Source organism: Pseudomonas koreensis, assembly GCF_012986595.1.
Taxonomy (GTDB): Bacteria; Pseudomonadota; Gammaproteobacteria; order Pseudomonadales; family Pseudomonadaceae; genus Aquipseudomonas; species Aquipseudomonas koreensis.
The window spans coordinates 136,033-157,669 of the sequence record NZ_JAAQYM010000009.1; the positions used below are offsets into that span (position 1 = coordinate 136,033).

The 21,637-nt window shown below is 61.5% G+C and carries 19 protein-coding genes; 7 read left to right on the forward strand and 12 right to left on the reverse strand.

Features of this window, described 5'->3' with window-relative positions; all coding sequences use genetic code 11:
• Positions 1-77: 77 nt before the first annotated feature.
• The gene (gene leuS / locus HBN98_RS26130) at positions 78-2,684 is read right to left on the reverse strand and encodes a leucine--tRNA ligase (protein ID WP_083367822.1); all 2,607 of its coding nucleotides are present in this window, start codon (positions 2,682-2,684) and stop codon (positions 78-80) included.
• Between the two features lie 255 nt (positions 2,685-2,939).
• Between leuS and HBN98_RS26135 the strand changes: the two genes are divergently transcribed.
• Positions 2,940-3,263, forward strand: coding sequence for a hypothetical protein (locus HBN98_RS26135; RefSeq protein ID WP_064589384.1), 324 nt, complete (start codon positions 2,940-2,942; stop codon positions 3,261-3,263).
• 105 nt (positions 3,264-3,368) lie between these two features.
• On the forward strand, positions 3,369-4,130 hold the full coding sequence (locus HBN98_RS26140) for a YdcF family protein (RefSeq protein ID WP_083367823.1): 762 nt from the start codon (positions 3,369-3,371) through the stop codon (positions 4,128-4,130).
• Between the two features lie 87 nt (positions 4,131-4,217).
• On the opposite strand, the gene lnt is transcribed toward HBN98_RS26140, so the two are convergent.
• The 5 genes from lnt to miaB all read right to left on the reverse strand — a co-directional run bounded on the left by lnt (position 4,218) and on the right by miaB (position 9,662).
• Positions 4,218-5,741 (reverse strand): apolipoprotein N-acyltransferase, encoded by a 1,524-nt coding sequence (gene lnt / locus HBN98_RS26145; RefSeq protein ID WP_083367824.1) that lies wholly within the window; start codon positions 5,739-5,741, stop codon positions 4,218-4,220.
• Positions 5,742-5,756: 15 nt separating this feature from the next.
• On the reverse strand, positions 5,757-6,596 hold the full coding sequence (locus HBN98_RS26150) for an HlyC/CorC family transporter (RefSeq protein WP_064589378.1): 840 nt from the start codon (positions 6,594-6,596) through the stop codon (positions 5,757-5,759).
• A gap of 5 nt (positions 6,597-6,601) precedes the next feature.
• On the reverse strand, positions 6,602-7,096 hold the full coding sequence (gene ybeY, locus HBN98_RS26155) for an rRNA maturation RNase YbeY (RefSeq protein ID WP_083367825.1): 495 nt from the start codon (positions 7,094-7,096) through the stop codon (positions 6,602-6,604).
• Complete coding sequence (locus HBN98_RS26160; protein ID WP_064589375.1) at positions 7,089-8,087, reverse strand: PhoH family protein; 999 nt, start codon at positions 8,085-8,087, stop codon at positions 7,089-7,091. Before HBN98_RS26160 ends, ybeY begins: the two co-directional genes overlap by 8 nt.
• Before the next feature lie 246 nt (positions 8,088-8,333).
• A complete protein-coding gene (miaB, locus tag HBN98_RS26165) occupies positions 8,334-9,662 on the reverse strand; it encodes a tRNA (N6-isopentenyl adenosine(37)-C2)-methylthiotransferase MiaB (RefSeq protein ID WP_064589373.1) in 1,329 nt (442 codons plus the stop codon).
• 133 nt (positions 9,663-9,795) lie between these two features.
• On the opposite strand from miaB, the gene HBN98_RS26170 reads away from it, so the two are divergent.
• Positions 9,796-10,125 carry a DUF1820 family protein gene (locus tag HBN98_RS26170; RefSeq protein WP_003185742.1) on the forward strand — a complete coding sequence of 110 codons (330 nt, stop codon included), beginning with the start codon at positions 9,796-9,798 and terminating at the stop codon, positions 10,123-10,125.
• Between the two features lie 188 nt (positions 10,126-10,313).
• Here HBN98_RS26170 and HBN98_RS26175 read toward each other — a convergent pair whose 3' ends face one another.
• From HBN98_RS26175 to HBN98_RS26190, 4 genes are all read right to left on the reverse strand, one after another.
• Positions 10,314-10,868: a tetratricopeptide repeat protein gene (locus HBN98_RS26175; protein ID WP_003228518.1), complete on the reverse strand. Its 555-nt coding sequence runs from the start codon at positions 10,866-10,868 to the stop codon at positions 10,314-10,316.
• Between the two features lie 225 nt (positions 10,869-11,093).
• On the reverse strand, positions 11,094-12,377 hold the full coding sequence (gene hemL / locus HBN98_RS26180; RefSeq protein WP_083367826.1) for a glutamate-1-semialdehyde 2,1-aminomutase: 1,284 nt from the start codon (positions 12,375-12,377) through the stop codon (positions 11,094-11,096).
• Positions 12,378-12,392: 15 nt separating this feature from the next.
• A complete protein-coding gene (thiE, locus tag HBN98_RS26185; protein WP_083367827.1) occupies positions 12,393-13,016 on the reverse strand; it encodes a thiamine phosphate synthase in 624 nt (207 codons plus the stop codon).
• A gap of 18 nt (positions 13,017-13,034) precedes the next feature.
• Positions 13,035-13,832, reverse strand: coding sequence for a hydroxymethylpyrimidine/phosphomethylpyrimidine kinase (locus tag HBN98_RS26190; protein ID WP_007960553.1), 798 nt, complete (start codon positions 13,830-13,832; stop codon positions 13,035-13,037).
• 349 nt (positions 13,833-14,181) lie between these two features.
• Here HBN98_RS26190 and HBN98_RS26195 point away from each other — a divergent pair, with 349 nt between their 5' ends.
• From HBN98_RS26195 to HBN98_RS26210, 4 genes are all read left to right on the forward strand, one after another.
• Positions 14,182-16,536 carry a hybrid sensor histidine kinase/response regulator gene (locus HBN98_RS26195; RefSeq protein WP_083367828.1) on the forward strand — a complete coding sequence of 785 codons (2,355 nt, stop codon included), beginning with the start codon at positions 14,182-14,184 and terminating at the stop codon, positions 16,534-16,536.
• Between the two features lie 97 nt (positions 16,537-16,633).
• On the forward strand, positions 16,634-18,283 hold the full coding sequence (locus tag HBN98_RS26200) for an acyl-CoA dehydrogenase family protein (RefSeq protein WP_064589365.1): 1,650 nt from the start codon (positions 16,634-16,636) through the stop codon (positions 18,281-18,283).
• Between the two features lie 170 nt (positions 18,284-18,453).
• Positions 18,454-19,953, forward strand: a complete 1,500-nt coding sequence (gene amn / locus HBN98_RS26205) for an AMP nucleosidase (protein ID WP_162276295.1) — start codon at positions 18,454-18,456, stop codon at positions 19,951-19,953.
• A 72-nt stretch (positions 19,954-20,025) separates the two neighbouring features.
• The gene (locus tag HBN98_RS26210) at positions 20,026-20,661 is read left to right on the forward strand and encodes a pseudouridine synthase (protein WP_064589363.1); all 636 of its coding nucleotides are present in this window, start codon (positions 20,026-20,028) and stop codon (positions 20,659-20,661) included.
• Here HBN98_RS26210 and HBN98_RS26215 read toward each other — a convergent pair.
• Both HBN98_RS26215 and HBN98_RS26220 read right to left on the reverse strand, forming a co-directional pair.
• Positions 20,656-20,865: a DUF2788 domain-containing protein gene (locus HBN98_RS26215; protein ID WP_003228500.1), complete on the reverse strand. Its 210-nt coding sequence runs from the start codon at positions 20,863-20,865 to the stop codon at positions 20,656-20,658. The two genes, HBN98_RS26210 and HBN98_RS26215, sit on opposite strands and share 6 nt — an antisense overlap.
• A 209-nt stretch (positions 20,866-21,074) precedes the next feature.
• The gene (locus tag HBN98_RS26220) at positions 21,075-21,554 is read right to left on the reverse strand and encodes an Lrp/AsnC family transcriptional regulator (RefSeq protein WP_008081091.1); all 480 of its coding nucleotides are present in this window, start codon (positions 21,552-21,554) and stop codon (positions 21,075-21,077) included.
• Positions 21,555-21,637: the final 83 nt, after the last annotated feature.

The window sequence follows — 21,637 nt, forward strand, 5'->3', positions numbered from 1 at the left end:
CCTTGAAACCATGTGGGCCGACCCTGCGGCCCGAAAGGTTTTACAGAGCGCCAGGCAGGCCTGACGCTCAATCCAATTTAGCTGGCGACGATGTTGACCAGTTTGCCTGGCACGACGATGACTTTGCGAATGGTCAGGCCGTCGACGAAACGCAGGACGTTTTCGTTGGCGCGGGCAGCCGCTTCGACTTCTTCGCGCGTTGCGCTGGCCGGCATGTCGATCTGGCCACGCAGCTTGCCGTTCACTTGAATGACCAGTTGCAGGCTGTCTTGTACCAGGGCGCTTTCATCCAATGCAGGCCAGCCGGCATCGATCACGGCGTCGGCATGGCCCAGTTGCTTCCACAACTCATGGCTGATGTGCGGCGTGATTGGAGCCAGCAACAGCGTGACGGCTTCCAGGCCTTCGTGAATCAGCGCGCGGTCCTGTTCGGTGGCTTGCGCGGCTTTCTCCAGCACGTTCATCAGCGTCATCACCTGAGCGATGGCGGTGTTGAATTTGTGGTTCTGGCCGACGTCGTGGCTGGCTTGCTTGATGGCCAGGTGGATCGCGCGGCGAACGGCTTTCTGCTCGTCGTTCAGGCCGGTGATGTCCAGTTTGCCCGGCAGGCCCTGGGTCACGTGGGCCTGCGCCAGACGCCAGACGCGCTTGAGGAAACGGTGCGAGCCTTCAACGCCGGAGTCGGACCATTCGGCGCTCATGTCAGGCGGCGAGGCGAACATCATGAACAGACGGCAGGTGTCAGCACCGAACTGATCGATCATCGACTGTGGGTCGACGCCGTTGTTCTTCGATTTGGCCATTTTTTCGGTGCCACCGATTTCCACCGGCAAGCCGTCGGATTTCAGTTTGGCGCTGATGACCTTGGCCTTGCTGTCACGCTCCAGTTCCACGTCCGCCGGGTTGAACCAGGTGTAGGCACCATTGGCTTCACGACGATAATAGGTTTCGGCGATCACCATGCCCTGGGTCAGCAGGTTCTTGAACGGCTCGTTGGAGCTCACCAGGCCTTCGTCGCGCATCAGCTTGTGGAAGAAGCGCGCGTACAGCAGGTGGAGAATCGCGTGCTCGATACCGCCGATGTATTGATCCACCGGCAGCCAGTGGTCGGCCGCGGATTTTTCCACCAGACCGCCTTCGAAGTGCGGCGAGGCGTAACGGGCGTAGTACCACGAGGACTCGACGAAGGTGTCCATGGTGTCGGTTTCACGCTTGGCAGGCTGGCCGCATTTGGGGCAGCTGCACTCGTAGAATTCCGGCATGCGCGCCAGCGGCGAACCGGCGCCGTCCGGCACCACGTCTTCCGGCAGCACCACTGGCAACTGGTCTTCCGGAACCGGGACATCACCGCAAGTGGCGCAGTGAATGATCGGGATCGGGCAGCCCCAGTAGCGCTGACGGCTGATGCCCCAGTCGCGCAGGCGGAACTGGGTGCGCGAGGCACCGAGGTTTTTCTTGATCAGGGCGACTTCGATGGCGTCGAACGCGCTGGTGAAGTCCAGACCGTCGAATTCGCCGGAGTTGATCAGCGTGCCGTGCTCGCCGTAGGCGTCCTGCCACGGGGCCGGGTTGGTGTCACCGGAACTGGTGCGCACCACCGATTTGACCGGCAGGTTGTACTTGTGGGCGAACTCGAAATCGCGCTCGTCGTGAGCCGGCACAGCCATTACTGCGCCGTCGCCGTAGTGCATCAACACGTAGTTGGCGACCCACACCGGCAGTTTTTCACCGGTCAGCGGGTGCTCGACGAACAGGCCGGTCGGCAGGCCTTTCTTCTCTTGAGTGGCAACGTCGGCTTCGGCCACGCTGCCGCCCTTGCATTCAGCGATGAACGCTTGCAGCTCAGGATTGTTCTGCGCGGCCTGGGTTGCCAGCGGGTGCTCGGCGGCCACGGCGACGTAAGTCGCGCCCATCAGGGTGTCAGGACGGGTGGTGAAGACCTTGAGGGTGCCTGCTTCGCCGATCGAGTCGACGTTGTACGGGAACTGCACTTCCATGCCGCGGGATTTGCCGATCCAGTTGCGCTGCATGGTCTTGACCTGTTCCGGCCAGCCCGTCAGTTCGTCGAGGCTCTCCAGCAGCTCATCCGCGTAAGCGGTGATCTTGAAGTAGTACATCGGGATTTCGCGCTTTTCGATCAGCGCGCCGGAACGCCAGCCGCGACCGTCGATCACCTGTTCGTTGGCCAGTACGGTCTGGTCGACCGGGTCCCAGTTCACGGTGCCGTTCTTGCGGTAGATCACGCCTTTTTCGAACAGGCGAGTGAACAGCCATTGTTCCCAGCGGTAGTAGTCCGGCTTGCAGGTGGTCACTTCACGGGACCAGTCCACCGCCAGGCCCAGGCTGCGCAACTGGGACTTCATGTAGGCGATGTTTTCGTAGGTCCACTTGGCGGGCGCCACGTTGTTCTTCATCGCGGCGTTTTCCGCCGGCATGCCGAAGGCGTCCCAACCCATGGGTTGCAGAACGTTCTTGCCTTGCATGCGCTGGTAGCGGGAGATCACGTCGCCGATGGTGTAGTTGCGCACGTGCCCCATGTGTAGCTTGCCGCTGGGGTAAGGGAACATCGACAGGCAGTAGTAGGTCTCCTTGCCTGGCTGTTCACTGACTTCAAAGGACTTTTGCTCGTCCCAGAACGACTGGGCGGCGGCTTCGATTTCACGGGGCTGATATTGTTCGTGCATGGCTACTTTTGTACTGGATAGGGGTGGCCTAATCCTCTTCAACGCGCCATCCGGGGGTGCTCCGGACAAGCTGGAAGTGGAATTACAGGAAGCGCCGTAGCATACATGACCGCGCTTGGCCTAGGGAAACCCTGATTACAGCAGTTTGGCCGGTAAAAAACGTGGCGAGGGCCGTTGGTCGCGGCGTGCAGCCGGTTTGTGCAGCGAAGCTAAGCTCTAATTGGGGAGTGAGTCTTATCTTCAATGAGGTGAGGGATGGTGGAGCAACGGCAAAAAAACGTGACGAAACCCGAGTTGTACGAACGGTTGATGGATCGTCTGGGCATGGCTCTGGACGCTGCAAAAACCGCTGGCCGGCTGCGCGATGAGCGCCCCCTGGAACTGGAATTGCGTGGCTTGAGCCCCGCCGAGTTCAAACTGGTCAAGGCCTATCTGGATCGCAGTGAGCGTGAAACGCATGGATACCTGTCGCAGGCAGTGAAACAGCTCGATGCAACACATTCAGCCAAGGTCATCTGGCTCAAGGACAAGGCGCCCGGCAGAGACACCGTCAAGGTTCGTTCTGTGCAGGCCAAGTAAGCGCATGGCAGGTCAAAAAACGGATCTTTTTCACAGGGATCCTACCTATCGGTTGTAACGCTTTATTAACACTCTTAGGCTTCGGGCATCTCTGGAGATGCCCCGATGCCTTTTCGTTACTTCATCAAACAACTTCTATTGCCGCCCGGCATTCTTTTGCTGCTGTTGCTGGTCGCCTGGTGGCTGCGCCGCTCCCGGCCGCGGCTGGCCGGCCTTTGCTTTGCCCTCGGTTTGGGCGGGTTCTGGCTGATGAGCCTGCCGGTGGTCGTGCAATGGGGCGCCAAAGCGCTTGAGCGCGAACCGCCGCTGCCCCTTGATGCGTGGACGGCGCTGGCGCAACGGGCCGATGCCATCGTGGTGCTGGGCTCGGGGCGTGAGCGCGGTGATCTGGCCTGGGGCGAGGATCAGCCGACCGGTGTGGGGCTGGAGCGTCAGCGCTATGCCGCGCGGCTGGCCAAGGCCTCGGGGTTGCCGATCCTCACCAGTGGCGGCTTGCACTACGGCACGCCGCCGACCGAGGCGAAGCTGATGGCCGATTCGCTGCGCGATGATTTCGGCGTGACCACGCGTTGGCAGGAAGGCGAAAGCCGCACCACGTGGGAGAACGCCAAGTTCAGCGCCGACATCTTGTTGCCTCAAGGCATCAAACGCGTCGTGGTGGTCACGCAGGCCTGGCACATGCCCCGAGCGGTGTGGTGTTTCGAGCAGGCAGGATTCGAAGTGGTGCCGGCGCCCGTAGGGTTTCTCGGCACTGACAATGCGCGACCGTTTGGTGGCTGGCTGCCGGAGTTCAAGTCGATCTGGCAGAGCGGGCAACTGTTGAATGAGGCGGTGGGGCAGGTGGGGTATTCGCTTTTTTACCGCTGAAGATCAAAAGATCGCAGCCTGCGGCAGCTCCTACATGGGGATTTGTGTTTTCCCTGTAGGAGTTGCCGCAGGCTGCGATCTTTGCTTTTAAAGGGTTTTCGACATCCGGCTCGCCATCAGCGCCCAGCCAAACAGCAACACGCACACGATGATCAGCGGCCACGAGCGCCATTGCAGGTACGGCGTCAGGTTGTGCATCGGCACCACTTCGCCATACAGGATGCCCTGCTCGAACTGAGGGATCTGCTCGGTGATCTGCCCGTACGGGTTGATCAATCCGGTCACGCCGTTGTTGGTGGCGCGGATCATCCAGCGCCCGGCTTCAAGTGCGCGCATCTGCGCCATCTGCAAGTGTTGCAGCGGTCCGATCGAGGTGCCGAACCACGTGTCGTTGCTGATCGTCAGCAACAGATCGCTACGTGCCGACAGGCCGGCGGCGAATTCCGGGTACACCACTTCGTAGCAGATGAACGGCGCAATCTGATAACCCTTGGCCTGCAGCAACGGTTGATCCGCCGGGCCGCGAGCGAAGTCGGACATCGGCAAGTCAAAGAACGCGATCAAACCGCGCAGCAGATCCTGCAACGGCACGTACTCACCGAACGGCACCAGTTTCTGCTTGAGGTAGGTGCCATCGCCTTCGCCGACGACAGTGATGCCATTGAAGAAGCGTCTTTCATGGCGGACCATTTCGCGAATCGGCACACCGGTGATCAGCGCCGATTTACGCTCGGCGGCGAAGTTGCCCATCATGTTCAGGTAGCCCTCGGCGGACTCCTTGAGCACCGGCACCGCGGTTTCCGGCCAAATCAGCAGGTCCACCCGCTTGGAGCGGAAGCTCAGGTCGCGGTACAGCGCCAGTTGCGCGTTGAGCTGCGCCGGGTCCCACTTCATGCTTTGTTCGACGTTGCCCTGAACCGCGGCAACGCTCAGCGCGGGGCCGGATGGGCTGGTCCAGGCGTGACCCTTGAGGGCAATGCCGGCGACCCACGGCCCGACCAGCAACAGCAGGCCGGCGGCGATAAAACCTTTGCGACCGGTCTGCAGCAGGCGCGGTGCGTTGTAGATCAGTGCCGCTGTCAACGCGAGAACGAAAGACACTAGCCACATGCCGCCGACCGGTGCGAGCCCGGACAACGGGCCGTCGAGTTGGCTGTAACCGGAGTAGAGCCACGGGAACCCGGTGAGGAACCACCCGCGAAAGGCCTCCTGACCGACCCACAACGCGGCAAACGCCAGCGCGTCGGCCAGCGGAGCTTCGTTGCGGCGCAACCAGCGCGCCCAGACCCATGCGGGCAGGGCGAAGAAAAACGCGATCGCTGCGGTAAACAGCAGCATCAGGAACCCGGCCAGCAGCACCGAGGCGCCGCCGAAATGGTGGATGCTGTAATAGATCCAACTGGTGCCGGCGCCGAACAGGCCGAAACCGAAGCACCAGCCACGTCCCAGCGCCTGACGCGGTTTTAGCTCACGCAGGCCGGCATAGAACAGACCGACCGCCAGCAAGGCCAGCGGCCAGATGTTGAACGGGGCCAGCGCGAAGGTAGTGATTGCACCGGCCGCCACGGCCAGCAGGTTACCGGGCCAGCCGGGGCGGGTTGTCCAGCGCATTTCTATCCTTAATGATTACCGAGCGATTGGCGTGAGTCGCAGCAAATGAATCCGACGGCTGTCGGCGTTCAGGATGCGGAAACGATAGGCGCCGATTTCAGTGATTTCGTTACGTTTTGGCAAGTGCCCGAACGCGCTCATCACCAGACCGCCGACGGTGTCGAACTCGTCGTCGGAGAACTCGCTGTCGAAGAACTCGTTGAAGTTCTCGATCGGCGTCAGTGCCTTGATCAGGAAGTCACCGCTGGGCAGCGGCTTGATGTAACTGTCTTCTTCGACGTCGTGCTCGTCTTCGATGTCGCCGACGATCTGCTCCAGCACGTCTTCAATCGTCACCAGACCGGCCACGCCGCCGTATTCGTCGATGACGATGGCCATGTGGTTGTGGTTGGCACGGAATTCACGCAGCAACACGTTCAGGCGCTTGGACTCCGGCACGAACGTGGCCGGGCGCAGCAGATCCTTGATGTTGAAGCTGTCGCCGTTCTCCTTGAGGATCAGCGGCAGCAGGTCCTTGGCCAGCAGGACGCCCATCACGTCGTCGTGGCTTTCGCCAATGACCGGGTAGCGCGAGTGGGCCGAATCGACCACGGCCGGGAGGAATTCGCGAGGTGTCTGGTTCGCCTTGATGCTGACCATTTGCGAGCGCGGGACCATGATGTCGCGTACTTGCAGGTCTGCCACTTGAATGGCGCCTTCGACGATGGCCAGCGCTTCGCTGTCCAGCAGTTTGTTCTGATGTGCATCACGCAGCAGCTCAAGCAGCTCCTGACGGTTCTTCGGCTCGTGGGCAAAAGCCTGGGTCAGTTTACCCAGCCATGACTTCTGCCCGTTGCTCGATCGATCTTCGCTCATAGCGATTACTCTGAATCCTTTGTTGTAACGATAGGGGATGTTTCGGTTTCGTCGTCCGCGTACGGATCGGGATAGCCCAATTCGGCAAGCAACTCGCGTTCCAGTGCTTCCATTTCTTCGGCTTCGTCGTCATCTATATGGTCGTAACCGAGTAGATGCAAGCAGCCGTGAATGACCAGATGTGCCCAGTGTGCTTTAAGTTCCTTGCCCTGCTCGACGGCTTCGCGCTCGACCACGGCGACGCAGATCACCAGATCGCCGAGCAGCGGGATGTCGAGAAACTCGTCGGGCACTTCGGCCGGGAACGACAGGACGTTGGTCGCGTAATCCTTGTGGCGCCAGGTGTGATTCAGCTCACGCCCTTCTTCCTCGTCAACCAGACGAATGGTCATTTCCGAATCGGCGGTGCGCTGGCGCAGGGCCAGTTCGCACCATTGACGGAACTCGGCTTCGCTCGGTGCGTTCGCTTCAGTGGCGATTTGCAGGTCCAGCTCAAGCATCGCGCGAAGGTTCCTTGGGGGCATCGGCACGACTTTCGAAGCGCTCGTAGGCTTCGACAATCCGCTGCACCAATGGGTGGCGCACGACGTCTTTGGGCTGGAAGTGGGTGAAGCTGATGCCCGGAACGTCCTTGAGCACTTCGATCACATGATGCAGGCCGGACTTGGTGCCGCGCGGCAGGTCGACCTGGGTGATGTCGCCGGTGATGACCGCAGTGGAGCCGAAGCCGATCCGGGTCAGGAACATCTTCATCTGCTCGACAGTGGTGTTCTGGCTTTCGTCGAGAATGATGAAGCTGTTGTTCAGCGTACGACCGCGCATGTAGGCCAGTGGCGCGACTTCGATCACCTGGCGCTCGATCAGCTTGGCCACGTATTCGAAGCCGAGCATCTCGTAGAGTGCGTCGTAGAGCGGGCGCAGGTACGGGTCGATCTTCTGGGCGAGGTCGCCGGGCAGGAAGCCGAGTTTTTCACCCGCTTCTACCGCCGGACGCACCAGCAGGATGCGGCGGATCTGCTCGCGCTCCAGGGCATCGACGGCACACGCCACGGCCAGATAGGTCTTGCCGGTACCGGCCGGACCAATGCCGAAGTTGATGTCGTTGCCAAGGATTTCCTTCACGTAGCGCAGCTGATTCAGGCCGCGTGGGCGAATCATGCCTTTCTTGGTGCGCAGGGCGACGGACGCTTCGGCCGGGGCGTGATTGTCCAGCTCGACCACGGCCGATTCCTGGAGGAACAGGTGCACCAGGTCTGGCGACAGCTCGGTACCCTTGGTTTCCCGGTACAGGCGGCGCAGCAGGTTTTCCGCAGACGTGGTGTGCTTGGGATCGCCGATCAGTTCGAACTGGTTTCCGCGGTTGCGGATCTCGATGGCGAGGCGCTGTTCGATCAAGCGCAGATGCTCGTCGAATTGCCCGCACAGATTGGCGAAGCGGCGAGCCTCAAAGGGCTCGAGGATAAAACGATGTGGTTCTATGGGTGCGTTCAAGGTCGTATTTAGCCGCCCTGGGGCAATTAAGATGAAATCAAGGATAACGCCAGTGGCGTGGGTGCGAAAGCTCTTAAAACAGTCTCAGTGGATAACGGTGGCGAGGGAGCTTGCTCCCGCTGGAGTGCGAAGCGCTCCCAAATCCTCCAGCCTCGATCATTCAGGATGATCGGGGTGTCTGGTTTGCGGCTGCTTCGCAACCGAGCGGGAGCAAGCTCCCTCGCCACAAAATATCTGCGACTGGCGTTACTGAATTAAAGAGCCACGCAGCGAATGCGGTTGCGCCGCGTCGATGTGCACGTCGGCGAACTGGCCGATCAGGGTCGGATTGTCGCAGCGGAAGTTGACGATACGATTATTCTCGGTACGCCCTTGCAGCTCGCCCGGGTCTTTCTTCGAGTAGTCGGTGACCAGAATGCGCTGGATCGAACCGACCATTTGTCGGCTGATCTCGAACCCTTGTTGATTCAGACGGTGCTGCAAGGCATTCAGGCGTTCTTTCTTCAGTTCTTCCGGGGTGTCATCGGCCAGATCGGCCGCCGGGGTGCCCGGGCGCTGGCTATAGACGAACGAATAGGAGAAGTCGAAGCCGACATCGGCAATCAGTTTCATCGTCTGTTCGAAGTCTTTCTCGGTCTCGCCCGGGAAGCCGACGATGAAGTCCGAGCTGATGCAGATGCCCGGTACGGCGGCGCGCAGTTTGCGCAGCTTGGACTTGTACTCCAGCGCCGTGTGGTTGCGCTTCATTGCCGCGAGAATTCGATCGGAACCCGACTGCACCGGCAAGTGCAGGTGTTTCACCAGCTCCGGCACTTCGGCGTGGGCCTGGATCAGGCTGTCGGAAAACTCCAGCGGGTGCGAGGTGGTGTAGCGGATGCGGTCGATGCCGTCGACGGCGGCCACCACGCGAATCAGCTCCGCCAGATCGGCCAGGCGACCGTCGTGGGTGGTGCCGCGATAGCCGTTGACGTTCTGCCCCAGCAGGGTCACTTCACGCACGCCGTTTTCGGCGAGGTGGATGATTTCGGCGATCACGTCGTCGAACGGCCGGCTGACTTCTTCGCCACGGGTGTAGGGCACCACGCAGAACGTGCAGTATTTGCTGCAGCCTTCCATCACCGACACGTAAGCGCTCGGGCCATCGATGCGCGGCTCGGGCAGGTGGTCGAATTTTTCGATTTCCGGGAACGAGACGTCGACTTGCGGCAGCTTGCTGCTGCGCGCAGCGTCGATCATTTCCGGCAGGCGGTGCAAGGTCTGCGGGCCGAACACCACGTCGACGTACGGTGCGCGATCACGGATCGCCGCGCCTTCCTGGCTGGCCACGCAACCGCCGACGGCGATCACCATGTCCGGGTTGGCCAGTTTCAGTTCGCGCCAGCGGCCGAGCTGCGAGTACACCCGGTCCTGGGCGCGCTCGCGGATCGAGCAGGTGTTGAGCAGAATCACGTCGGCGTCTTCCGCGCGCGCGGTGACTTCCAGGGCCTGATGTTCGCCCAGCAGATCGACCATGCGCGAGCTGTCGTACTCGTTCATCTGGCAACCGTGGGTTTCGATGTAAAGCTTCTTGGCCATGGAGTAGGGTCGTCACGTGATTCAAAGAACCGCGCATTATAGGGAACAAGCCCTCAGGTTCCTACCGCTGCGCGTCCGGTGGCTATGCTATAGTTTGCGCCCTCATTTTTATCCCCGATGTTATCCCCCCGCCATGACCAAACGCGAAGCTCCAATCTATAAGGTGATTTTCCTCAACCAGGGCCAGGTGTTCGAAATGTACGCCAAGCAGATCTATCAAAGTGATCTGTGGGGCTTTCTGGAAGTGGAAGAGTTCGTCTTTGGCGAGCGCACGCAAGTGGTCGTCGATCCGAGCGAAGAGAAGCTCAAGGCGCAGTTCGAAGGCGTGGTGCGCAGCTTTGTGCCGATGCATTCGATCGTGCGCATCGACGAAGTGGAACGTCTGGGCACCCCGAAAATCAGCGAAGCCCGTGGCGCGGTTGGCAATGTGATGCCGTTCCCGATGCCGATGCCTGAGAAGTAAAACTGATTGAGTGAGGGGCTCTTGTGGCGAGGGGATTTATCCCCGATGGGCTGCGAAGCGGCCCCTCACCTGCAACTTTGATTTTCCTGAATTACCGCGCTGAATGGATTTGCGACTGCTGCGCAGCCGATCGGGGATAAATCCCCTCGCCACGATGAGTAATCACCACAGACTCATTCTGCTGACGTTCAGGGAAGCGGCGAAAACGGCGTACGCCCGTCGGCGCTCTGCAGTTCCATCAGGTATTTACGGAAAATTTGCCCGAGCACCTGGGTTGCGGTTTCGAGGTCTTCGCGGGACATTTTTTCGGAGACTTCGTCGGCCGTGTCCAGGGCATCTTCGGCGCCGTTGACCGCAGCCATCTTCAGCACGATATACGCCTGAATGTTGTTGGCCTGCACGCCTTCACCGTGGAAGAACATGGTGCCGAGCTTGAACTGCGCCTGAGCGTGGCCTTGCAACGAGGCCTTTTCGAAGTAGCTCAGGGCTTGATTGAGGTCGCGTGGCGCATTCTTGCCGTCGTAGTAGAACTCACCCAACTCGTATTGCGCTTGCGCATCCCCTTCGTCCGCCGCTTTCTGGCAGGCAGCCAGCGCCTGCGTGACGTCTTGCGGCTGAGTATTGAGGGTGCAACGACCCATCGCCGGGATCAACAACGAGTTGCCGCCTGCTTGTGCATGCGCGAGCAGGGGCTGAAGGAGCAACAGGCAGCCCAAGGCAAGGGTGCGGCCGGTGCGGTTCATGGGAATCGACTTACCTCTGAAGGGCACGCGGACCCATCGAGGGATCCAATAAGCGCGCATTATGAAATAAGCAGGGCCAACCTTACAAAGTCTTTACTCGTTTTTCTGCTGCGCGGGGAATATATCGCCCACTTTCTGGCGGATTTGTAGCAGAGGTGTGGGGAAAATGGCGTGGGTGTAGGTGAAAGCTGACGCTGGCAATGGCCAACGTCAGCGGTACGGCCATTACTTCAGTGCAGCGAAGGCGCGCTCGGCAGCGTCCAGGGTGATTTTCAGCTCGGCGTCGCCGTGGGCGATCGAGGTGAAACCGGCTTCGAATGCGCTTGGCGCCAGGTACACGCCGCCTTCCAGCATCAGGTGGAAGAAGCGACCGAACAGTGCCGCGTCGCTGGCCATCACATCTTCAAAGGTGACGATGTCGTCGGCGCCGCTGAAGTACAGACCGAACATGCCACCCGCCTGCGTGGTCACGAACGGGATGCCCGCCGCATCGGCGCGTTGTTGCAGGCCGTCGAGCAGGCGCGTGGTGTAGTCGGTCAGTTCGGCGTGGAAACCCGGACGGCTGATCAGGCGCAGGGTGGTCAAGCCGGCGGCCATCGCCAGCGGGTTACCCGACAGCGTGCCGGCCTGATACACCGGACCCAGCGGCGCGATGCGCTGCATGATTTCACGCTTGCCGCCGAAGCAGCCGACCGGCATGCCGCCGCCGATGATCTTGCCGAAGGTGGTCAGGTCCGGAGTCACACCGTAGTAGGCCTGGGCACCGCCGAGGGCAACGCGGAAACCGGTCATCACTTCGTCGAAAATCAGCACCACACCATGCTTGTCGCACAGCGAACGCAGGCCTTCGAGGAAACCCGGCGCTGGCGGCACGCAGTTCATGTTGCCGGCCACCGGTTCAACGATGATGCACGCCACGTCCTGGCCAACTTCGGCGAGCATCTGCTCAACCGCGTTGATGTCGTTGAACGGCAGGGTCAGGGTGTGTTTGGCGAATGCCGCCGGCACACCGGCGGAGCTCGGTACGCCTTGGGTCAGTGCGCCGGAGCCGGCCTTGACCAGCAGGCTGTCAGAGTGACCGTGGTAGCAGCCTTCGAATTTGATGATGCTGTCGCGACCGGTGTAACCACGGGCCAGACGGATTGCGCTCATGGTCGCTTCGGTGCCGGAGCTGACCATGCGCACCATGTCCATCGACGGCACCAGCGAGCAGACCAGATCGGCCATCTCGGTTTCCATCGCGGTCGGCGCGCCGTAGGACAGGCCGTGTTGCAGTTGATTGCGCACCGCGTCGAGCACTTCCGGGTGGCTGTGGCCGAGGATCATCGGCCCCCACGAGCCCACGTAATCGACATAACGCTTGTCATCTTCGTCAGTGACGTAGGCGCCTTCGGCGTGCTTGAAGAACAGCGGCGTGCCGCCCACGCTCTTGAACGCGCGAACCGGCGAGTTCACGCCTCCGGGAATGTGTTTCTGGGCATTGGCAAACAGCGTTTCGGAACGAGACATGATCGGGCTCTCAAATCAGATTTTCAGAAGTTCGTTGAAGGCGCGGGCGCGGCGGGTCACTTCGGCGGTGCTCTGGGCACCGAACAAACCGTGGACCACGGCCAGCAGGTCGACGCCATGGGCCACCAGCGGCGCGGCGTTGTCGAGGGTGATGCCGCCAATCGCGCAGACCGGCAGATGCAGCTTGCGTTTGGCCTCGTCGAGCAGATCGAGGCTGCAGCTTGGCGCGCCGGGTTTGGTGTTGGAATTGAAGAAGCGGCCGAAGGCGACATAGCTCGCGCCTTCTTTGGCGGCTTGTTCGGCCAGTTCGAGTTGCGCGTGGCAGGTCGAACCGATGATCGCCTTGGAACCGAGCAGGGCGCGGGTCGGTGACAGCGGGCCGTCGGTCTGACCCAGGTGCACGCCGACATTCAGGCGTGCGGCCAGTTCGGCGTCATCGTTGATGATCAACTGGGTCTTGTAGCGCTCGCACAGGTCGCGCAGTGCTTCGGCCTCGCGCAGGCGGCGGGCCTCGTCGCTGCTTTTGTCGCGGTATTGCAGCAGGGTGACGCCGCCTTCCAGCGCCGCCTCCACGTACGACAGAAACTTGCCCGCCAGCAGTTCGCTGTCGGTGATGGCATACAGGCCACGTAGTTTCATCAGGCAGACCTCACGACGTTACGAGCAAAAATCCAGCGGCAGGCGACGCGGGACGAACTGGCCTTTGCCCAGTTGTTCGGCATCGCGCAGGGTACGCCAGGTGTAATCCAGTGCCGTGCGTACGGCGCTGGCGAGGTTTTCACCCTGGGCCAGACGACCGGCGAGGGCGCTGGCCAGGGTGCAGCCGGAACCGTGATAGCTGCCTGGCAAACGCTGGCAATAGAAGGTTTCACGCAGGCCGTCACGGCTGTACAGGCGATTGTGGATTTCAGTTTCGTCGCCATGACCGCCGGTGATCAGCAGGTTTTTGACGAACGGCAGGAGTTTTTCAGCGCACTCGTCTGCGGTGCCTTCCGGCAGTTCGGCGAGGATCCGCGCCTCGGGCAGGTTGGGCGTGGCAATGATCGACAGCGGCAGCAGACGCTCGCGCATCGCATAGCCGACTTCGTCCTTGCCCAGGCGTCCGCCGCCACCGGCGCGCAGCACCGGGTCGCAGACTACTGGCAGGTGCGGGTGCGCCGAAAGCAGTTCGACCACGGTGTCGACCATTTCCAGCGAACCGAGCATGCCCAGTTTGACCGCAGCGACTTCGGAGTCGTTGAGCACGGCATTGGCCTGGGCCAGTACCCACTCACGGTCGAGGACGCGGAAGTCAGTGACGTTGACGGTGTCTTGCACCGTCAGGGCGGTGACGGCCGGAGCCGCATGGCAACCCTGCGCGAGCAGGGCTTCGATATCTGCCTGCAAGCCGGCGCCACCACTGGGGTCGTGGCCGGAGAGACAGAGGACAACGGGGCGGGAGCTGTAGATATTCATGGTGCGCGAGCTTACCACCAAACCTGATTTTCGGGTTCAGTCCTGACGGTGTTTGCGAGCAGATTGTCGGACAACACTGCAGCTACCATTGTGGCGAGGGAGCAAGCGCCCTCGCCACAAAAGCGGATCACAATGATTAAGCTGACCAACTCAACAGCTCTAGTCCGCTGCTTTGCTCTGAAACGCCCGTTCTAGAGCCTTTGTAGGAAAAATTTCGATGGTGCTCAATGGCCATCAACGGCTATGCTAGTCTGGATCCAAACCAATAACAGGTAATACCGGTTTTACGTCTACTCAAAGGGAATGGGGGGCTTCCTGACACAACCGGACGAGCCACGCTGGGGCTTCAATGCGCTATTTGCTGATGTTGCTGTTCTGCTTGCCCCTCCTCGCAAGCGCCGTCGAGTTCGACGAAAATACCCAGAGCCTTCCCCTGGGCCGCTCCCTGCAAGTGTTCGAAGACCCGAGTGGTCAGGCGAGCATCGCCGACGTCCGCGCCCAAGCGGCGGCGGGCAATTTCAAACCCCACGATAAAGCCACGCTCAATGCCGGTTACTCGCGCTCGGCGTTCTGGCTGAAGATCGACCTGCATTACCGTCCGAACAATCCGGCCGCGCAGCGCACCTGGCTGCTGGAGCTGGCGTACCCGCCGCTCGATCATCTTGATCTGTATAGGGCGGATGCCAACGGCGACTATCGCCTGATCCGGCAGACCGGTGACGCCTTGCCGTTTGCCAGTCGCGAAATCCGTCAGAACAACTACCTGTTCGACCTGAGCTTCACCCCCGACCAGCAGCAGACCCTGTACTTGCGGCTGGCCAGCGAAGGCTCGATCCAGGCGCCGGTGACGTTGTGGTCGAGCACCGCGTACCTCGAAGACCAGCCGGTGCGCCTGTATGTGCTGGGGATCATTTATGGCGTGCTGCTGGGGATGCTGGTCTACAACCTGTTCATCTACCTGAGCGTGCGCGACACCAGCTACCTCTATTACATCTTCTACATCGCTTCGTTCGGCCTCTATCAACTGTCGGTAAACGGCGCGGCGGTGCAGTATTTCTGGCCGGACAATCCGTGGTGGGCCAACGCCGCCACACCGTTTTTCATCGGTTGCGCCGGGCTGTTCGGCAGCCAGTTCGCCCGCAGTTTCCTGCAGACCAAAACCCACAGCCGCTGGCTCGACCGCTTGCTGATTGCGCTGATCGCCTTCGGCGCGCTGGTGGTGGGCTTGTCGTTGATGACCAGTTACGCGTTGTCGCTGCGCTTGGCGACCGTACTGGCGCTGACCTTCACCGTGGTGATCTTCGCCGCCGGGATCCTCGCCTGGTGGCGCGGCCTGCGGGTGGCGCGTTATTTCATCATTGCCTGGTCGGCGTTCTTGCTCGGCGGCATCGTCAATACGCTGATGGTGCTCGGCCTGCTGCCGAACGTGTTCCTGACCATGTACGCCAGCCAGATCGGTTCGGCGATTGAAGTGGCGCTGCTGTCGCTGGCGCTGGCCGACCGCATCAACGCGATGCGCGAGCAGCAGGCACAGACCCTGTTCGACGCCGGGCAGAAACTCGAAGTGCTCAACCAGCAACTGGCCCACAGCAACAAGCTCAAGGACGAATTCCTCGCGACCCTGACTCACGAATTGCGCACGCCGATGAACGGGGTGATCGGTTCGCTGGAGTTGATGCAGACCGTCGAGCTGGAACCTGAGCTGGAGCAATATCAGCAAACCGCCGCCGGTTCCGCCCGGGACATGATGCGCATGGTCAATGGCATCCTCACCCTCACCGAATTGCAGGCCGGCAAGCTCAAGGCGACGCCGGGCAGCTTCAGCCTGCGCGCGGTGGTCGAGGCCTTGCGCGTGCAGTTCGACGGCAACGCGGCGAGCAAGTCGCTGGACTTCAAGGTCGAGGTGCTGCCGACCCTGCCGGACCGTTTGCACGGCGACAGCGCCAAACTGGCGCAATGCCTGGAGTGCCTGCTGGACAACGCGATCAAGTTCACCCGGGTGGGTGGCCTGGCGCTGCGGGTAACCGGCAAACCGGCGGCGGACAACCGCTTGGCGCTGTCGTTTGCAGTGATCGACACCGGCATCGGTTTCACCGATCTGGGCGAAGCGACGATGTATCAGCGCTTCTTCCAGCTCGACGGCTCGATGACCCGCGAATACGGCGGGCTGGGCGTGGGGCTGGCGATCTGTCGGCAACTGGTCGAGCTGCTCGGCGGCAAGCTCACCCATCGCTCCGAACCGGGGCGCGGCAGCCGTTTTCAGTTGGATGTCGAATTCGAACTGCCGGCGGTCGAAGCCGCGCCGAGCCCAGCCCCGCTACAGGAGCGCAGCCGCGCACCGCAGGACTGCACGGTGTTGCTGGTGGATGACAACAGCGTCAATCAACTGGTGATGCGCGGCATGCTGCTCAAGCTCGGTTTCCGTGTGCGCACGGCGGACAACGGCGCGGCGGCACTCGATTGCCTGCAACGGGAAACCGTTGACGCGGTGCTGATCGACTGCCAGTTGCCCAGCCATGAAGGCGCTTCGCTGTGCTGCCAGATCCACGCCTTGCCGGGCTGTGCCAATGTGCCGGTATTCATGCTGGCCCAGGGCGCGGATCGCGAACATTGTGCGCCCGGCACACGCATTGATTACCTGAACAAACCGGTGAAATTCGAAGACCTGCAAACGGCGCTGGAGCGTCGGGTGCTCAGCGCGTAACAGGGTGAAAGCGCCGGCAGTTCGGCGTATATGACACTTTGATCAGCCACGGGCCAGTGCTTAACTGAATCCCTTGGCTGACCAAAGGAGCCCCGTCATGAACCTGCATCAGTTCGCCGAAACCCACGAAGTCACCAACCAGCCACCGTCGCTGGACGGCGCCAACCTGTACCGCATCGACCTGCCGCTGCAGGAGTGGTCGCGCCGTTTTGGCGCCGGTTGGGCCGAGTCGCGGATCGATGCCTACGGTGCGCTGGCGGGCGGGCCGCTGATGGAAGCGGGGTTCCTCGCCAACCAGAACAAACCGGTGTTCGTCAGCCATGACCGCTACGGCCATCGCATCGATCTGGTGGAGTTTCATCCGGCCTATCACGAACTGATGCGCACCGCGATTGAACATGGCCTGACCTCGTCGCCCTGGACCCATCCGCAGCACGGCGCGCATGTCGCCCGCGCCTCGATGAGCTACCTGCACAGCCAGGCCGAGGCCGGCAGCGGTTGCCCGTTGACCATGACCTTCGCCAGCGTGCCGGCGCTGCGCTTGCAGCCGGATCTGGCCGAGCAGTGGCTGCCGAAAATCCTCGCCACCGAATATGACCCGCGCAACGTCGGCATGGCGCACAAGGCCGGCGTGACCATCGGCATGGCGATGACCGAGAAACAGGGCGGCACCGATGTGCGGGCCAACACCACCAAGGCGTATCCGGTGGGTGCCAGTGGTCCGGGCCAGGCGTATGAACTGGTCGGGCACAAGTGGTTCTGCTCGGCGCCGATGTGCGATGCGTTCCTGACGCTGGCGCAGACCGACAAAGGCCTGACCTGCTTCCTGCTGCCGCGCCATCGTCCGGACGACACGCGCAATCAGTTCTACATCCAGCGCCTGAAAAACAAACTCGGCAACCAGTCCAACGCCTCCAGCGAAGTGGAATTCCGTGGCGCCCTGGCGTGGATGGTCGGCGAAGAGGGGCGTGGCGTGCCGACCATCATCGAGATGGTGGCGATGACCCGTTTCGATTGCATGGTCGGCTCCAGCGCATTGATGCGTCAGGCGCTGACCCAGGCCAGCCACCACTGCGCGCACCGCAAGGTCGGCGGCAAACTGCTCAGCGAGCAACCGTTGATGCAGAACGTGCTGGCCGATCTGGCCCTGGAAAGCGAAGCCGCGCTGGCCCTGAGCCTGCGCATGGGCCAGGCGCTGGATCATCTCGACGACCGCCACGAAGCACAATTCGCCCGGCTGGTGACGGCGGTGGGCAAATACTGGATCTGCAAGCGTGCGCCGGCGATGATCAACGAAGCCGCCGAATGCATGGGCGGTGCCGGGTACGTCGAGGAGAGCATCCTGCCGCGCCTGTATCGCGAGGCTCCGGTCAACTCGACATGGGAAGGCTCGGGCAACGTGCAGTGCCTGGACGTGTTGCGGGCACTGTCGAAGGAACCGGGTGTGCTCGATGTGCTGTTCAGCGAGTTGGGGGACGGTCATGGCGACAAGCGCCTGGCCGCGCATATCCAGCAGTTGCAGGCGCAGTTCAAGGACACCAGCGATATTCAGTACCGTGCGCGGCAGTTGACCGAGGATATTGCGCTGGGGCTGCAGGCCAAGCTGTTGCTGGAGGCGGGGAATTCGGCGGTCAGCGATGCGTTTATTGCCAGCCGGCTGAGCGGCGGCGGTCGAGTCTACGGCGCGTTGCCGCGTGGGCTGGATGTTGAAGCCATCGTCGCCCGCGCAACCCCACAAGACTTCTGACCCTACACAAATCCCCTGTAGGAGCTGCCGAGGGCTGCGATCTTTTGATCTTATAAACAGCAAGATCAAAAGATCGCAGCCTTCGGCAGATCCTGCAGGGATCTAGGTGACCCATATATTGTGCGGTTGCCAACATGCCACTGTTCCCGTGAGACCACGATGCAGGCAAGATGAAGCTCTGCAAGTCAGAACACAGGAAGCTGATCGTGACCGAAGCGTTTATTGTCGTTCAAACCGCCGAACAAGCCGTGGACCGTCTGGCCGAGCTGCACGAGCGGGCCACCACTGCGCTGAACTCGGCGCTCAAGCGTTACCTCAAGGATCGCGTCGAGCCTGACGCCGAGCAGCGTGCTCTGTTTCGTTATCCCGAACTGCGTCTGACCTACCACTGTCAGGGCGAAGTCCCGCAGACCACCCGCGCCTACGCCAAGGTGCAACTGCCGGGCACCTACAGCGTCACCGTCACCCACCCCAAGGCGTTCCGCAAATACCTGCTGGAACAACTGGTGCCGTTGATGCACGACTTCACCGTGACCGTGGAAGTCGGCGTCAGCCAGCAGAATATTCCGTACCCGTACGTGGTCGAGCAGGGCGATGAACTGGCCGGCTCCGGCGTCACCGCTGCGGTGCTGGCGCGGGTGTTCCCGAGTACCGACCTGTCCGCCGCCACCGATGGCATCGCCGACGGTCTCTATGACTGGGAAAACACCGATCCGCTGCCGCTGGCGCTGTTCGACGCCGCGCGGGTCGATTTCTCCCTGCGCCGACTGGTGCACTACACCGGCAGCGACTGGCGCCATGTGCAGCCGTGGATTCTGCTGACCAACTATCACCGCTACGTCGACCAGTTCATCGTCCATGGCCTGGAACAACTGCGCAACGACCCGCGTTTCGTGCGCATGGTCCTGCCGGGCAACGTGATCATCGAGAAGGGCATGGACCACGGCGAAGCTTCGGCAATTGCCGCTGGCGTGGTCTGGCACCGCTACCAGATGCCGGCCTATCACCTGATCGCCAACGATGGCCATGGCGTGACCCTGGTCAACATCGGCGTCGGCCCGTCCAACGCCAAGAACATCACCGACCACCTGGCGGTGCTGCGTCCACATTGCTGGCTGATGATCGGCCACTGCGGCGGGCTGCGTCAGTCGCAGACCATCGGCGACTACGTGTTGGCCCACGCCTACATGCGTCGCGACGGGATTCTTGATCGCGTGGTGCCGCCGAACATTCCGATCCCGGCACTGGCCGAAGTGCAGCTGGCGCTGCAACAAGCGGCGGCCAACATCACCGGCGAGCAGGGCGAAGAGCTGAAAAAGCGCCTGCGCACCGGCACCGTGCTGACCTACGACGACCGCAACTGGGAGCTGCGCTGGGCCCAGGAACGTCCGCTGATCAACCTGTCCCGCGCCGTGGCCGTGGACATGGAAAGCGGCACCATCGCCGCCCAGGGTTATCGCCTGCGGGTGCCGTATGGCACGTTGCTGTGTGTCTCGGACAAACCGCTACACAGTGAAATCAAGCTGCCGGGTTCGGCCAACGCGTTCTACGAGCGCGCGGTCAGCCAGCACTTGAAGATCGGCATCGAGGCGGTGGATCTGCTGCGCACCGAACTCAACTCGCTGCACTCGCGCAAACTGCGCAGCTTCGACGAGCCGCCGTTCCGTTAACGGTTAGTCGTGGTCATTTGGCGATCCGGGCACTAGCATTGTCAGCCCAGATCGCCAGATGTTGTTTTGCCCATGTCCCGTCCTCCGCGTCCCCCTTCACGCCGTCCCGGTGCGAAGCCATCCTCCTCAGCTCCACGCCGTGTCGCCAAGGCGCCGCCTGCCGAGCCGAAGCTAATCCTGTTCAACAAACCGTTCGATGTGCTGACGCAGTTCAGCGACGAAGGCGGGCGGGCGACGCTCAAGGATTTCATCGAGGTGCCCGGCATCTACCCGGCCGGACGCCTTGATCGCGACAGCGAAGGTTTGTTGCTGCTGACCAACGACGGGCAGTTGCAGGCGCGGATTGCCGACCCGAAACACAAATTGCCGAAGACGTACTGGGTGCAGGTCGAAGGCGAGCCGACGGCCGAGCAATTGCAGCGGCTGCGCGACGGTGTCGAACTGAATGACGGCATGACCCTGCCCGCCGAGGCGCGGCAACTGGATGAACCTGAACTGTGGCCACGCAACCCGCCGGTACGCTTTCGCAAAAGCGTGCCGACTTCATGGCTGGAGTTGGTGATTCGCGAAGGACGTAACCGTCAGGTACGACGCATGACCGCAGCGGTCGGCCTGCCGACGTTGCGTCTGGTGCGGGTGCGGATTGGTGACTGGACGATCGAAGGCCTCGATCAGGGCCAATGGAAAGAAGTGCCGGCGCGTCTATAGAGCGCCGGATTCGATCAGGCCGATCACCACGCTCTTGATGATGAAAGCGGCCACGCCCAGGCCCAGCACGAAGAACAGAATGAACGAGCCGAAACGTCCGGCCTTGGACTTCTTCGCCAGATCCCAGACGATGAAACCCATGAAAATGATCAGGATGCTGACCAGGCCAGTCATCATCCACTCTTCGAATACTGCAGGATCCATTGGGCATCTCCGGCGCGCGCAGGGCTGAAAGGGCTGGGCGATTATACGCCGAGGGGGATTGCGGGCGCATTGACCTGTGTCGGTGTGCCACACCTCTCCAAACAATGCTGCCCCCTGTAGGAGCTGCCGAAGGCTGCGATCTTTTGATCTTGATCTTGAAAAGCAGAATCAAAAGATCGCAGCCTTCGGCAGCTCCTACAGTACGGGAGTTAGTTGCGCAGGTGGGTCAAGGGCAGTTCAGTGCTGTTGAGCACCTGATTCAGCACAAAGCTCGAACGCACGCTGGTCACGCCTTCAATCCGCGTCAGGTGCCCCAGCAGCAGTTTCTGATAGTGATCCATGTCCGGCACCACCACTTTCAACTGATAGTCGGCATCGACCCCGGTCACCAGGCTGCATTCCAGCACCTGCGGCAGGGTGCGGATCGCCGCTTCGAAGTTTTCGAAACGCTCCGGTGTGTGCCGGTCCATGCCGATCAGCACGTAGGCGGTCAGGCTCAGGCCGAGCATCTTGCGATCGAGCAACGCCACTTGACGTGAGATGTAGCCGTCGTCCTCCAGTTGCTTGACCCGGCGCGAGCAGGGCGAGGGCGACAGACCGATGCGCTCGGCCAGTTCCTGGTTGGAGATGCGGGCGTCGCGCTGCAATTCAGCCAAAATACTCAGGTCGTAGCGGTCGAGTTTGCTCATGAATCAGTCCTTGTTTGTAACTATTGCGGCAGATTATCTATCCAGGGTTAAAAATTGCGCAAGTGATGTTTATTTGAGCAATC